Raw genomic sequence first — 14,734 nt, 5'->3', positions numbered from 1 at the left:
CAACAAATAACAACCAGCAACAAATTAATTACTCATTTACCTTTACACTATTGACTTTGATTTTAATATCATCATCTTCCCATTTACTGGAGGTAATAATAACATATCCTTTCTTTTTAGGATCTTTTTTGATGGGGAATTGATCCTCTTCCCACTGATTACAATGCGTTGAAATAGAAGGCAATAATGGTTTCCAGCCCGTTTTACTTAAAGTATACACATAAAAAGGATGCCAGCAGCTGGTACACCAATTGGGATAAAATCCGATCTCTTCCTTCCCATCACCATTAAGATCTCCCAAATTATACAGACTTCCCTGGTTTGCAGGTGTAATGGTTATAGGTTTTATGTTTTTATCACTGAAATAAATGGTTGTTTCGCACTTTCCTTCACATTCGTCACCACAGTCGCTGACTTTTGTATAGGCGTATTCTTTTGTTCCGTTTCCGTCAAAATCTCCCTGAAGTTTCTCTTCACGTCCCTGTTGAGCCATACAATATGAGCTGAATAAGGTGATTGTTGTTATAATAAGCGTTTTCATTGTTGGTTTAGGTTACGAGGTTCGGGGTTCGGGTTACAATTTATAAGTTAAAAGTTAAAGATTTTACAATTTTTCATCCTGCATTATAACGTCAACTATGCAAGTCAAATCACATAATGCGTGTATTATTTTCTGGTTACTCTTAGCAGGAGGATTATGACTAAAAGGATTGAAAAGATAAAGCCTAAAACTGCTACTAATGACAGTTCTCCGATTCTTGGTCCGGACTCGGAAGAAAAGACAATGGCTGTGGCAATGATATTTGCTCCTAAAACCATAGCCAGAATCAGATTGATGACACTGGATTTGATCAGTTGGTTGGTCTTATCTATATTTTTGATTTCGCTGGAAACCGTAAATTTATTTTCATCCAGCTTTTGAAGAACGGAACGGAGCTCTTTCGGAATTTCATCCACATTATCCGTGAAATTCATCATCCGGTCCATCCCTGTTTTCAAAAGATTTTTAGGACTGATTTTCTTGGTAAAAATCTTTTTGGTGTAAGGGTGAAGACTTTTAACAATATCAAGATCAGGATTAATACTCCTTCCCACTCCTTCTATCAGGCTGATTCCTTTGAACAGAAGATAGAAATAATCCGGCATATAAAGCCTGTTGTCTTTCAATATATCCTTCATCTTGTTGATAATGACCTGTACATTGATATCCTGTAATGACGAGCTGTGAACAAAATTCAGAATATCATCCACATCATTTTCAAACCTTCTTTCGTCCGGAATTTCATAGCTTATGGCCATTTTTTTGAGTGAACGGACTATTTTATGCGAATTTTTAGCGACAAAACTGACAATAAGATTTTCAAGAATTTCTTTATCATTAGGCTGAATTTTCCCTACTGCTCCGAAATCGATGAAAACAATTCTGCCGTCTTTTCTTACTAAAATATTTCCGGCATGAGGATCGGCATGGAAAAACCCATAGTCTAAAATCTGTGATACAAAGAGTCTCAATCCTGTTTCTGAAACCTTTACAGGATCGATATCATTAGCCAAAAGAACAGATTTATCGGTTACTTTGATTCCATCAATAAATTCCATACAAAGAATATTGTTGTTGGAAAATTCTTCGTACACTTTAGGAACGTATGTTTCTTTATTGTTCTTAAAATTCAGACGGAACTGCTGGATATTATTTTTTTCATTGATCAGAGAGACTTCTTCGAGTAAAGATCTTTCAAAGGTAGAAATAGCCTGTTTCAGATTGAGTTTTTCTCCTATCTCCGAATAAGTGGATATCAGCTTTTCAATATCTTTAATCAGCAGTAAATCATCTTCAATGACAGACTGAACATCAGGTTTTCTCAACTTTAAAATTACCGGACTGCCATCCAACAGAACAGCTTTGTACACCTGTGCAATGGAAGCCGTAGCCAAAGGCTTTTTCTGAATTTCACGGAAATAATCTTTGACGGAAATATTGAATTCACTTTCCAGCGCTTCTTCCACAGCCATATCTACCGTATCCACTTTGTCCTGAAGTTTTTGTAACTCCTGGATCAATTCCGGCGGCAATAAGTCTTCCCTGTTACTAAATGTCTGACCCAATTTTACAAAGGTAGGTCCCAGCTCTTCTAGAGCGAGTCTTATTCTTTCATAAACGGTTCCTTTTGAAATGATTTCATCTGAATGACCAGAAGCTTCTTCCTGCTTATTTCCATTCATTCTAGCCAGAATATCTTTGAATCCATATTTACTTAATACGGAAATCAGTCTTGCGGATCTTTTCAGTTTTCTTTGAGGCTTGTCAAACATAGTGTATCAATAGTAGGTGCAATTTACTCCAAAAATTGTTCCTATTTTTTATTAAATTCGAGAACAAAAACAATAATAACTTCACCTATGAAAAAAACTATACTCTTGTTCTTTTTCCTCATTATTTCCTCCATCCTTTCAGGGCAGTCTAATTACAACCTTGGATATGCGGAATATATTAATGAACATTACAAAGAAGCAATCTCACTTTTTACTAAGGCCATCGAGAAAAAAGAAAAAACTTTTGACTCTTATCTTTACAGAGGAATGTCTTATTTATATTTGGAGGATATTAAAAATTCGAAAGAAGATTTTGATAAAGTTCTTAAACTGGACCCCAAAAATCGCAGGGTCTATTCTTTTTACGCTACTTATTATTCCTCTCTTGCCGATTTTGGAAAAGCACTGGAGTATTATAATATTGCGATAGAGAGAGATCCTTTAGACTATGATTTATATAGTGAAAGAGGGGGCGTTAAAGCAGAACTGGGAATGTATAATGAAGCTTTGGCTGACGCCAATATTTCAGTAGAAAAACAACCTAAAAATTTCAGCAATTATCTGAACCGCGGATATATAAAAATGCGAATGGATAATTATTCTGAAGCTATTGAAGATTTCAATACATCATTGTCCTTAAAAGAGAGCCAGAAAGGATTTGGAAACAGAGGGGCGGCTTTTGCCTTGCTAAAACAATATGATGCTGCGCTTAAAGATTTAGAAAGATCCCTGCAATATAATTCTGACGACCCAACGGTTCTTTATATTCGTGGGGAAGTGCTGCTAGCTATGGGGCAACAGGAAAATGCATGTAAAAGCTTTCTTAAAAGCAGGCAATTTGGAAATACAGGGATTGATGATGTCATTTCCCAGGCAAAATGCACAGAGCTTAAAAATTAAAAAATTCACACATAATCAATATTTTAAAGGATAATATACATCAATATTAATAAAAACGGGTGGTATATTATAAAAATTAATATATTTACAACATACAAATTAAAACAATTCAAAAGTATTAAAACATGAAAAATTTACGAAACAACAAACTTTCAAGAGAACAGTTAAAAGGAATTGCAGGAAGCGGAATCATTATCGGAAACTGCTCAAACCAATGCTGCCCTACAGACGGAAGACCAAAATGTCCTGGACTAATCTGCCCTGCTGTAGTATGCCCTCAGTATATGTAAGACCAGAGTTTATACAGAATTATACGGTACCCGAAGAAATATTCTTCGGGTATTTTTTTTACCCTGAAAAATGCCTATGTACCTCAATTTCTGGCACATTATTTCCATCTGAAAAGAAAAAAATACAACTATATAATTACAACACTATGTTAAAAAAAATTATTTCAGCTGGTCTTATTTTATCAGCAGTTCTGTTTACAACACAAGTAAAAGCACAGGTAGCATCAGCGAGATCTATTGCAGAAGTGGCCACAAAAGAAATGAGTTATTTAGGGCTTACAGAATCACAGGCAAATAAGGTTACAGAGATCAATAAAATGACAGCAGATGCTCTTATTGCTCTTGATAACAAAGCCGGTGACAATAGCAGTTCCCAGAATAATAAAATGATTGCTGACGAATTTGTAAGCATCATTGCCCAGCGTCATCAGGCGATGGAGCAGATTCTTACTCCTGAGCAGATGGCTGTAGTAAAGCAAGACAGAGCAGAAAAGATTGCTCTTTTCAGAACATTGATTATGGTTCCTATTCTGGATCTGACTGAAAGACAGGTTGAGCAGGTATACGAGATCAACTTCAAAGGAGTACAGAAAGTTCAGAAAGATTTTGGAAAGCGTCTCAACAAGAAAAATGCGAGTCCTGAAGATGCTGACAGCAATAAGGCAAAAAAGGTTATTATAAGCGATTTTAAAGTCCTTGATAAAGATTTTAAAAAGATATTAAGCCCGGAACAATATGAGGTTTATAAAAACAATCAGGATTTAATCAGAGAATCTGCTAAAAAAGGATAGTTCGGTCCGTTTGGATAGTAAAATATCTGCGGCAGCTCCGTTGGAGCTGCCGCAGATATTTTTATTTAAGGTAGGTTTCGTAAAGGTCTTTTCTTCGGTCTTTCATTACCTGAACAGAACCGTTATGATGGAGATCTTTCAACAGATTCAGATCTACATCTACAATCAGGGTCATTTCTGTGTTGGGAGTAGCTTCTCCTTTCACGGCATTGGATGGGAAGGCAAAATCGGAAGGGGTAAATACAGCAGCCTGTCCGAACTGAATATCCATATTATTAACCTTCGGAAGGTTTCCTACACAACCGGCAATGGCAACGTAGCATTCGTTTTCAATGGCTCTTGCTGCGGCACAGTGGCGTACTCTCATGTACGCATTCTGAGTGTCTGTAAGATAAGGAACAAACAGAATTTTCATCCCCTGATCGGCCAGAATTCTTGGTAACTCCGGAAATTCCACGTCATAGCAGATGACAAGACCTATTTTTCCGCAGTCGGTATCAAAAACTTTGATTTCATTTCCGCCTTTCATTCCATAATATCTCTTTTCGTTTGGAGTAATATGAATTTTTCTGTATTCATCCATACGTCCATCACGGTGAAGAAGATAGCTTACGTTGTACAATTCATTATTTTCAAAAACAGGCATGCTTCCCGAAATAATATTGACGTTGTAACTGATGGCCAGCTCTGAAATTTTTTCTTTGATTTCCTCTGTCAGCTTCGCCAGCTCTATCATACTGTCCCTTTCAGAAAGATTATTGAAGGGTGCCAGTAAAGGCGTGTTGAACAGCTCCGGGAAAAGGACAAAATCAGATTTGTAATCTCCCATTACGTTTACAAAGAATTCTACCTGTTCATAAAAAGCTTCAATATCTTTAAAATGCCTCATCTGCCATTGCACCAATCCGAGACGGATAATGCTGTCCTGCATGGTATTCGGCTTTCTGCTGTAATAAATGTTGTTCCACTGCAAAAGAACTGCATTTTCTCTTGAAGCTTCATCTTCCGGAAGATATTTTTTCAGGATTTTTATCGGAAGAAAATTATTGGAAAGCTGGAAAGACAATACCGGATCATAGATCTCCTTATCTCTTACTTTTCGGATATAATTTCTTGCAGAAAGTTCGTGGCTGTATTTGTGATAATTGGGAATTCTGCCTCCAAGAATAATCGATTTCAGGTTTAATAACTCACAAAGTTCTTTTCGTGCATCGTACAATCTTCTTCCCAAACGCAGTTCCCGAAACTCAGGATCTACAAAAACTTCAATTCCGTAGAGAACATTCCCCGTTGAAGTATGGGTATTGAATGTATAATTTCCTGTAATATCACTATAGGTATGGTCGTCCCCGAATTCTTCATAATTGACGATAATGGAAAGCGCTACAGCAGCGAGTTTTCCGTCAACCGTGATACAAATTTGTCCGTTAGGGAATATTTTGGTCAGTTTATCAATACTTTTTTTGGACCATATAGACTCCGACATCTGTGGGTAGGCCCTTTTCATCGTTTCCGCCAGTTCATCATAATCCTGAAGGGTCAGGTTTCTTGTTTCTATTTGCATTTGATGTAATTTTACTTAAATTTAGTGAAAATATTTTACTTAAATCCTTATAGATAACTACTTCCCCAACTATTTATACAAAATTTAACAGTGGATATCACCGAAATTTTACAAGCAGCAGTTCACTCAAATAATTATTGGAAACACTCTGATTTCAGTTCTGTAATCGAGGCGCTTTCATTTCCTTATCGCACTGATATAGAAAAGGAAACAGAAAAAATTGCTATTCTAAATTTGGGAAATAAAACTGTGGGATATATCTGTCTGAATTATCCTCTGATTTTTATAGAAAAGCTATATGCTTTACAGGTAAAAAATATTCTGCATACATTTCGTGATATAGAATATATTATTGTCGATACGCTATCTAATCCGTATTTGACTGTAGATCCTGATATTTATAATGCTTATTTTGATTTTATAGAAAACCTGAATGCTTTTTCTGCGGAAGATTTTTATTTTTACAATGTAAATTAAAAATCATTCTTGTCCGATTAAATTAAATTTTTATTAGTTGATGAAACCATACGCAGTAATTTTACTCATAAGCGTCACCATTATGTTTATTTTAAGAATCTTTTATGCTGATACATCAGTCAATGTTTCGCATAATTTAAACTTGTTTTCAGCATCTGAAATAAAACCCCAGGAAGCAAAAAGTTTTATTTACTTCTATTTAATAGGTACTATGTTAACAAGTTATGTCATTTTCCATAAACATATACTCTTCAAGCTGATATATTGCTTGTTAATTGCTTTAAATATTTTACTGATCATTTCTTCATTGAAACAGTTTTAACAAAAAAATCCTACCCAAAATGGGCAGGATTTATATTTAAATTCAAGTCAAAAATTATTCCCACTCAATCGTTGCAGGTGGTTTGCTTGAAATATCGTAAGCTACTCTGTTGATTCCTCTTACTTCGTTGATGATTCTGCTGGAAACGGTATCCAGGAACTCGTAAGGAAGTCTGCTCCATGTTGCTGTCATAAAGTCAATGGTGTTGGCAGAACGTACTACAGCAGTATATTCATAAGTTCTTTCATCACCCATTACTCCTACAGATTTTACAGGAAGAAGTACTACAAATGCCTGAGATACTTTTTCATAAAGATCATTTTTGTATAATTCTTCAATGAAAATATCATCAGCTTCCTGAAGAATTCTTACTTTCTCAGCATCCACAGCTCCCAATACTCTGATTCCTAATCCAGGACCTGGGAAAGGGTGTCTGTATACCAGGTGATGAGGAATACCCAATTCTTCTCCTACTCTTCTTACTTCGTCCTTGAAAAGCTCTCTTAATGGCTCTAATAATTCGAATTCCATATCTTCAGGAAGTCCTCCAACGTTGTGGTGTGACTTGATTACTGCAGATGGTCCATTAACAGACTGGCTTTCGATAACGTCAGGATAAATGGTTCCCTGAGCTAAGAATTTAGCACCTTCAATTTTGTGAGATTCTTCGTCAAATACGTGGATGAATTCATTTCCAATGATTTTTCTCTTTGCTTCAGGATCGTCTACTCCGGCTAGTTTTGAAAGGAATCTTTCTTTAGCATCCACCATTTTAATGTTCATATGGAAATGCTCTCCATACTGATCCATTACTTTTTTCCCTTCATCCTTTCTCAATAATCCCGTATCTACGAAGATACAAGTCAACTGATCACCGATGGCTTTGTGGATTAAAACAGCTGCTACAGAAGAGTCTACACCTCCTGAAAGTCCAAGGATTACTTTGTTGTCTCCTACTTTCTCACGGATTTCCTCAACTGTTTTTTCAATATAGTTGGTCAGTTTCCAGTTTTTCTCTGAGTTACAGATGCTGAAAACGAAATTTTCAAGCATTTTCCCTCCTTCTTCTGTATGAGAAACTTCCGGGTGGAACTGAACGCAGAAGATTTTTTTGTCTTCATTGGAGATAGAAGCAATTACGCCTGATTTCGCATTTAATTCAAAACCTGCAGGCAATTCTCCTACTTCGTCAAAGTGGCTCATCCAAACAACAGAGTTCTGAGTAACTCCTTTTAATAAAGAGCTTTCTTTAACGATCTCTAAGTTGGCTTTACCGTATTCTCCTTTCTCTCCTTTGTTTACTTTTCCTCCTAAAAGGTGAGCCGTCATCTGCATTCCGTAACAGATTCCCAATACAGGAACTCCCTGCTCGTATAATTCTTTCTCAACCAGGTGAGCATTTTCTGCATTTACAGAACTTGGTCCACCGGATAGGATGATTCCTTTTGGCTGTTTTGCTAAAATATCTTGTAATGGTGTATTGTAAGGCAAGATTTCAGAGTACACACCCATCTCACGGATTCTTCTTCCGATAAGCTGGTTGTACTGGGATCCGAAATCTAAAATAATAATACCGTTGTTCATTTTTGATAATTGATAAATGATGATTAAATTAAAAGCTTTAAGCTATAGGCTTCAGGCAATAAGCTTTCTATAACGCAATAAGCATGCTGCCTGTAGCCTAAAGCTTATTGCTTACTTAACTGTTTTACAAAAAAAGACTTGGATTAGCTCCAAATCTTTTTTCGTGATTTTTATTAAAACTTTCCGATGTCTTCTCTATAGAAGCCGTAATCGAAATGTACGTGACCTGCGTCTTCGTAAACTTTCTTGCGGGCATCTTCGTAAGTAGCTCCTGTAGCCACAATGTTCAGTACTCTACCGCCATTGGAAACTACTTTATCACCTTTGGTGACAGCTCCTGCGTATAACAGTTTACTGTGTTTCAGTTTGTCTTCTCCTGTAATTTCGAAACCTATTTCGATATTTCTCGGATATCCTCCTGAACACATAACAAGGCAAACTGCTTTTTCGTCTTTAAACTTAAGCTCAATGTCTTTTCCTTCCATACAATCCTGAATCACATCCAGAAGATTGTTTTCCATCAACGCCATCAATACCTGAGTTTCAGGATCTCCGAATCTCATGTTGTATTCAAGAAGGTAAGCTCCGTTTTTCGTTACCATCAATCCGAAGAAGATGATTCCTTTAAATCCGAAACCTTCAGCTTTAAGACCTTTGACAGTAGGTTCTAAGATATTTTTCTCAAAATCTGCATAGTGCTCCTGAGTAAATTCCGGGCTTGGTGCTACTGAACCCATACCTCCTGTGTTAGGTCCTGTATCTCCGTTTCCAGCTTTTTTATAATCTTTTGCTGCTACACAAGGGAATAATTTTTCCCCGTTAGAGAAAGCAATAATAGAAGCTTCAAAACCTTGTAAATATTCTTCAATAACTAAACGAATACCAGCATCACCATAGATTCTTCTGATCATGAAATCGTGGATTGTAGCTTCAGCTTCTTCAAGGTTATCACAAATAACAACACCTTTTCCGCCAGCTAAACCACTTGCCTTGATTACCAAAGGATACTGCTGTGTCTGCACATACTCTTTAGCTTCGTTATATGAATCAAATACTACAGCTTTAGCTGTTTTGATATCATAGGTCTGCATAAATTTCTTAGAGAAAGCTTTACTTCCTTCCAGGCTCGCTACTTTTTGAGTAGGCCCGAAAACCTTAAGATCATGCTTTTTAAATTCGTCCTTGATACCTGCTACAAGAGGAGCTTCAGGACCTACGATCGTAAGATCAATTTTTTCTTTAATAGCGAAATCTCTAAGTTCTTTGATTTCTGATAAATGAACATTTTTCCCTATTACATCGGTAGTAGCATTCCCGTTGGCAAAAAACATTTTAGAAATTCTTGAGTCATTCTGAAGCTTTGCCGCTAAAGCAGATTCTCTACCGCCTTCACCTATGATTAATATTCTCATACTTTATTTATTATCTAGTCTTAATTTACAAATATATAATTTTGAATGCTAAAAATACAATCCCTAATTATTTTTTAATTCTATTTTAATTAGTGGAAAAAGTGTCTGACACCTGTAAACATCATTGGAATACTGTGCTCGTTTGCTGCCTCAATACTATCCTGATCTTTTACACTTCCACCTGGCTGAATAATCGCCTTGATGCCTTCATGAGCGCAGAAATCTACTACATCACGGAAAGGGAAAAATGCATCTGAAGCCAGTACTAAATCTCCTGAGAATTTTTCTTTTGCTCTTTCGATCGCCTGCTGTGTTGCCCAGATTCTGTTTACCTGTCCGCCACCGATACCGAATGCCTGAATTCCGTTGGAAACTACGATTGCATTAGACTTCACATATTTTACTACTCTCTGAGAGAAAAGCAATGCTTTTTTCTGCTCTTCTGTAGGCTGTACTTCAGTTACCACTTTGATATCATCTGAGAAGTGAAGGTCATTATCCTGAACAAGGATACCTCCGTCTACTTTCACCCAGGTCTGTTTGTCAGAAACAGGGTTTACGATTTTGATGATTCTCAGGTTTTTCTTTTTTCTTAAAATTTCAAGAGCTTCTTCATCAAATTCAGGAGCCATTACAATTTCAAGGAAAGTTTTGTTGAGTTCTTCCGCTGTTGCTGCATCAATTTTATAGTTCATTGCAACAATTCCGCCAAAGATGGAAACCGGATCACATTCAAATGTTTTCTGATAGGTTTCCAATGCTGAAGTTCCGATCGCAACGCCACAAGGGGTAGAGTGTTTTACGGCACAACAAGCCATTTCTTCTTTGAACTCAGTGACTACTTTCCAGCAAAGGTCCATATCACGAAGATTGTTGAAAGAAAGTTCTTTACCTCCAAGCTGTTCAAAGTCTTTCATCGCTCCGTTTTCGAAAGTAGAAACGTAGTAAGCTGCTGTCTGGTGAGGATTTTCTCCATATCTTAGATCTGCTACTTTTTTATAAGAAGCATTCAGATAAGTAGGATATTCTTCATCTAAAAGCATTCTTGAAATAGCCGCATCATATGCAGAGGTAAGGTTGAATACTTTTCCTGCAAGTTTTTTACGGGTTTCGATATACGTATCACCGTTTTGCTCCATTTCAATTTTCACTGCTGCATAGTCTTCAACATCAGTGATTACTGTTACAGAATCAAAGTTTTTCGCTGCAGAACGAAGCATTGAAGGTCCACCGATATCGATAAACTCTACTTTTTCATGTAAAGAAATGTCTTTGTTTACATTTTCAAAGAAAGGATAAAGATTTACGATTACCATGTCAATCAGACCAATTCCGTGCTCCTGAACGGTTTTCATGTGCTCTTCATTGTTACGAACAGCCAACAATCCACCGTGAACTTTTGGGTGTAAAGTTTTCACTCTTCCATCCAACATTTCAGGGAAATTGGTAACCTCATCAATCTGAATAGGATTTAAACCAGCGTCTTTCAAATGTTTGAACGTTCCTCCTGTAGAGATCAACTCATAATTCTGAGCTTCCAAAAACTGTGCGAATTCTATTAATCCACTTTTGTCAGAAACACTGATTAAAACTCTCTTTTTACTCATTTTACTTTCAATTTTTTACTTTTTACAGCTATTTCAAACTGTGTCCGGGTCTTTCACCTCCGAACTTACTTTTATTTTACTTAGATTTCTTTTTATTAATGTAACAATGTATCAGTCCAGCAATGTAACAATACCTTCAACATTGGTAAATTGGTACACTGATACATTGTTATATTTATTCATTTCCCAGGACCTTATTGATCGCTATCGGAAATATTTCATATTCAATCTGGTGAACTTTCTGAGCCAGCGTTTCAGGAGTGTCCTCAGCGGTTACTTCGAAAGACTTTTGAAGAATAGCTTCTCCTTCGTCAATCCCTGGTGTCACAAAATGTACAGTTGCCCCACTCTCTATTTCTTTCGCTTCAATAACTGCATTGTGAACGTTCATTCCCCACATTCCTTTTCCTCCGAATTTCGGAAGCAAAGCCGGGTGAATATTGATTATTTTACCATTCCAGTTTTCACAGAATTCAGATTTTAAGATGGATAAAAATCCTGCCAATACAATCAGATCTGTATTTTCAGGGATTACTTTGGCCAATTCGCTGCTGAAGTTCTTTCCTCTCGGAATGAGTATGTTTTCTATATTGTGATTCTTTGCTCTTTCCAGTCCGAAACATTCTCTGTCTGCTACCACCAGAGTTACTTTTGCATTCCGGATTTCTCCTGAGTCAATAGTATCAATGATTCTCTGCAGATTGGTTCCTGAACCGGATACGAGTACAACAATGTTCTTCATTATTCAGATGTTAGATGTCAGATTAAAGATTACAGACTTACGTCTGATATCTAAGATCTGAAATCTGATGTCATTTAAAATTTCAAATTGATTTTCTCTGCTCCTTCAGTGATTTCACCGATTTCGTAAGCGTCATCTAAAAGGTGTAATACTTTTTCAGCATGTTCAGCATCTACAACGATTACCATTCCTACACCCATGTTGAATGTTCCGTGCATTTCTTCACGTGCCACTCCACCTCTTTTTTCAAGCTCAAGCATCACACTAGGAATTCTGATTTTTGATTCGTCAATAGAAGCACAAAGTCCTTCCGGAATAATTCTTGGAACGTTTTCGTAAAGACCACCTCCTGTGATGTGGGCAATTCCTTCTACTCTTACTTCTTCCAATACTTTGTGAATATCTTTGTAGTATAGTCTTGTAGGAACTAAAAGCGTCTCGTATAATGGTTTTCCTTCAAACTCTTCTTCAAAGTCCGGGAATACTTTTCTTACTAAAGAGAATCCGTTTGAGTGGAATCCTGAGCTTGGCAACGCAATAATTTTGTTTCCTGCTTTGATCTTAGAACCGTCAATGATCTGGTCTTTTTCTACGATTCCTACACAGAATCCTGCAACATCATAATCTCCGGGCTGGTACATTCCAGGCATTTCAGCAGTTTCACCACCAATCAATGCACAGTTGTTATCCTTACAAGCGGCAACCATTCCTAAAACGATTTCTGCAGCGATTTCTGAATCAAGCTTTCCACAAGCCAGATAATCCAGGAAGAATAAAGGTTTAGCACCGTGGCAAAGAATATCGTTGGCACACATTGCGAAGCAATCTACCCCGATAGAATCGTATTTTTTGGTATCTAAAGCTACTTTCAGCTTTGTTCCTACTCCATCTGTTCCTGATACAAGAACCGGATTTTTGTATCCTCCGATTTCATAGAAAGCACCAAAACTTCCCAAGTGATTCAGTACATTGGAATTGTGGGTTTCACCGACCGCTTTTTTGATCTTGTCAACCGTTTTGTATCCTTCTTCTTTGTCTACTCCTGCTGATTTGTAAGTGTTGCTCATGTCTGCTTAGATTTTTAGATATAGGATTTCAGATCTCAGATTTCAGATGATTCTTATCTTGTATCTGACGTCTTGCGTCTTCTTATCTTTTAATATTTCAATTACTTTTATACTCGATTTTAGAAAACAAAAAAGCCGACAATCTTTTCAGATTATCGGCCGTTATTTTATCTCAGAATTTCAGAGCCCACAACTTTCCCTTTATGAGAAAAACATTGTTTATAGGAGGTCTGAATTTTCATCTCTTTTCTTTTTGCAAAAATAGTAATTTTAAATGAATATTCAAATTCTATTTTTCAAGGATTGTTTCAATGGCTGCAATCTTCTTAATTTTTTCTTTTAACTCACTGTCTTTCTCTTCATTAGAAATTTTCTGAGCGGCTTTATCAAAGTTATCATTAAAGAAAGGAAGAGAAAAAGTTTCCACCACATTTCCTCCGTGGAAAGGGAAACGCTTTGATGCTGCTTCCAAAACACCTGCTCCACCTCTACCTCCGGGAGATGTAGACATCAATAGCATAGGTACTTCATTCCAGACTGTTCTGTCTTTGATTCTGGATACCCAGTCAAACACATTTTTGAATGCTGTAGAATACGTTCCGTTGTGCTCTCCCAAAGAAACCAGTAATACATCAGCACCGTCAATTTTTGCTGCGAAATCATGAGCTTCCTGTGGAACACCGCCTGCTAATTCTCTTTCGTGTTTATAGATAGGCATTTCGAAAGGATTCAAATCGATCACTTCTACGTCTGCATTTTCAAATAATGTTGATGCATATGCTACCAACTGTTTGTTAATTGAAGCTTCTGAGTTACTTCCTGCTATTGCTAAAATTTTCATAGGTGAGGTTTATTTTTAAGATTACAAATTTAGTTTTTTATTTAAGATAAGACGGCAGTTCCATAGGTACTTCCATTAATAATACTTCAGTGTCTTCCACGGCTTCTATATTAAAGCTCTGTGTATCCCAGATTCCCAACCCGTCTCTTTCATTCAGAACGCGGTCTCCGATTTTTGCACTTCCTTTTAAAACAAATACATACACTCCATTTCCTTTTTTGTTGAGCATATAATTTTTACCGTTTCCTTTTTTAAAGTTGGCCAGATTGAACCATGCGTCCTGATGAATCCAAACTCCGTCATCATTTTTATTGGGAGATAAGATCTGTTGGAATCCATTGATTTTCTCTCCTTCTTTGATACTTTTCTGATCGTATCTTGGCTCAACATTCTGTTCTTTCGGGAACACCCAGATCTGAAGGAATTTTACTTCTTCATCTTTATTTTTATTGTATTCGCTGTGCATGACACCTGTTCCGGCACTCATCACCTGGATTTCTCCTTTTCTGATTACTGCTGTGGTTCCCATAGAGTCTTTATGTTCCAGATCTCCTTCCAAAGGAATGGATATAATTTCCATATCTCTGTGTGGGTGTGTTCCGAAGCCCATTCCCTGCGAAACGGTGTCATCGTTCAATACTCTTAAAACTCCGAAGTTGGTTCTGTCTCTGTTTTGATAATTGGCAAAACTGAATGTATGGTAAGAATTTAACCATCCATGATTGGCATGGCCTCTTGAATCTGCTTTATGATATACTGTTTTCATTTTCTGTGATTATTTATAGTACAAATGTACGGGATGTAGGTGTTTAAAAAGTTGATGT

Annotated in this window: 14 protein-coding genes; 4 read left to right on the top strand and 10 right to left on the bottom strand. The window is 36.8% G+C overall.

The features are described 5' to 3' along the window. Window positions 1-28 precede the first annotated feature (28 nt). Both DEU39_RS00925 and DEU39_RS00920 read right to left on the bottom strand, forming a co-directional pair. On the bottom strand, window positions 29-541 hold the full coding sequence (locus DEU39_RS00925) for a hypothetical protein (protein ID WP_228432247.1): 513 nt from the start codon (window positions 539-541) through the stop codon (window positions 29-31). 125 nt (window positions 542-666) lie between these two features. Next, on the bottom strand, window positions 667-2,313 hold the full coding sequence (locus DEU39_RS00920; protein WP_120230579.1) for an ABC1 kinase family protein: 1,647 nt from the start codon (window positions 2,311-2,313) through the stop codon (window positions 667-669). Between the two features lie 87 nt (window positions 2,314-2,400). Here DEU39_RS00920 and DEU39_RS00915 point away from each other — a divergent pair, with 87 nt between their 5' ends. The 3 genes from DEU39_RS00915 to DEU39_RS00910 all read left to right on the top strand — a co-directional run bounded on the left by DEU39_RS00915 (window position 2,401) and on the right by DEU39_RS00910 (window position 4,294). Continuing rightward, complete coding sequence (locus DEU39_RS00915) at window positions 2,401-3,213, top strand: tetratricopeptide repeat protein (protein WP_120230578.1); 813 nt, start codon at window positions 2,401-2,403, stop codon at window positions 3,211-3,213. Between the two features lie 125 nt (window positions 3,214-3,338). Then, window positions 3,339-3,503, top strand: a complete 165-nt coding sequence (locus DEU39_RS24250) for a hypothetical protein (protein WP_167497813.1) — start codon at window positions 3,339-3,341, stop codon at window positions 3,501-3,503. Between the two features lie 146 nt (window positions 3,504-3,649). After that, on the top strand, window positions 3,650-4,294 hold the full coding sequence (locus DEU39_RS00910; RefSeq protein ID WP_120230577.1) for a hypothetical protein: 645 nt from the start codon (window positions 3,650-3,652) through the stop codon (window positions 4,292-4,294). Between the two features lie 61 nt (window positions 4,295-4,355). Here DEU39_RS00910 and DEU39_RS00905 read toward each other — a convergent pair whose 3' ends face one another. After that, window positions 4,356-5,858: a carbon-nitrogen hydrolase family protein gene (locus DEU39_RS00905; RefSeq protein WP_062670801.1), complete on the bottom strand. Its 1,503-nt coding sequence runs from the start codon at window positions 5,856-5,858 to the stop codon at window positions 4,356-4,358. Window positions 5,859-5,948: 90 nt separating this feature from the next. Between DEU39_RS00905 and DEU39_RS00900 the strand changes: the two genes are divergently transcribed. After that, window positions 5,949-6,335: a hypothetical protein gene (locus tag DEU39_RS00900; protein ID WP_120230576.1), complete on the top strand. Its 387-nt coding sequence runs from the start codon at window positions 5,949-5,951 to the stop codon at window positions 6,333-6,335. 376 nt (window positions 6,336-6,711) lie between these two features. On the opposite strand, the gene guaA is transcribed toward DEU39_RS00900, so the two are convergent. From guaA to DEU39_RS00865, 7 genes are all read right to left on the bottom strand, one after another. Next, entirely contained in the window at window positions 6,712-8,241 is a 1,530-nt protein-coding gene (guaA, locus tag DEU39_RS00895; protein WP_062670805.1) for a glutamine-hydrolyzing GMP synthase, read from the bottom strand. Between the two features lie 173 nt (window positions 8,242-8,414). After that, window positions 8,415-9,653, bottom strand: coding sequence for a phosphoribosylamine--glycine ligase (purD, locus tag DEU39_RS00890; RefSeq protein ID WP_062670807.1), 1,239 nt, complete (start codon window positions 9,651-9,653; stop codon window positions 8,415-8,417). 89 nt (window positions 9,654-9,742) lie between these two features. Beyond that, complete coding sequence (purH, locus tag DEU39_RS00885) at window positions 9,743-11,260, bottom strand: bifunctional phosphoribosylaminoimidazolecarboxamide formyltransferase/IMP cyclohydrolase (protein WP_120230575.1); 1,518 nt, start codon at window positions 11,258-11,260, stop codon at window positions 9,743-9,745. 175 nt (window positions 11,261-11,435) lie between these two features. Then, on the bottom strand, window positions 11,436-12,002 hold the full coding sequence (gene purN / locus DEU39_RS00880) for a phosphoribosylglycinamide formyltransferase (protein WP_120230574.1): 567 nt from the start codon (window positions 12,000-12,002) through the stop codon (window positions 11,436-11,438). A 74-nt stretch (window positions 12,003-12,076) separates the two neighbouring features. Then, window positions 12,077-13,069 carry a phosphoribosylformylglycinamidine cyclo-ligase gene (gene purM / locus DEU39_RS00875; RefSeq protein WP_062670814.1) on the bottom strand — a complete coding sequence of 331 codons (993 nt, stop codon included), beginning with the start codon at window positions 13,067-13,069 and terminating at the stop codon, window positions 12,077-12,079. Window positions 13,070-13,358: 289 nt separating this feature from the next. Continuing rightward, the gene (locus tag DEU39_RS00870) at window positions 13,359-13,910 is read right to left on the bottom strand and encodes an NADPH-dependent FMN reductase (RefSeq protein ID WP_120230573.1); all 552 of its coding nucleotides are present in this window, start codon (window positions 13,908-13,910) and stop codon (window positions 13,359-13,361) included. Window positions 13,911-13,947: 37 nt separating this feature from the next. Further along, window positions 13,948-14,676, bottom strand: coding sequence for a pirin family protein (locus DEU39_RS00865; protein ID WP_120230572.1), 729 nt, complete (start codon window positions 14,674-14,676; stop codon window positions 13,948-13,950). Between the last annotated feature and the right edge of the window lie 58 nt (window positions 14,677-14,734).

This window comes from Chryseobacterium sp. AG363, assembly GCF_003610675.1.
GTDB lineage: Bacteria > Bacteroidota > Bacteroidia > Flavobacteriales > Weeksellaceae > Chryseobacterium > Chryseobacterium cucumeris.
This window is presented reverse-complemented; position numbering and strand designations above follow the sequence as displayed.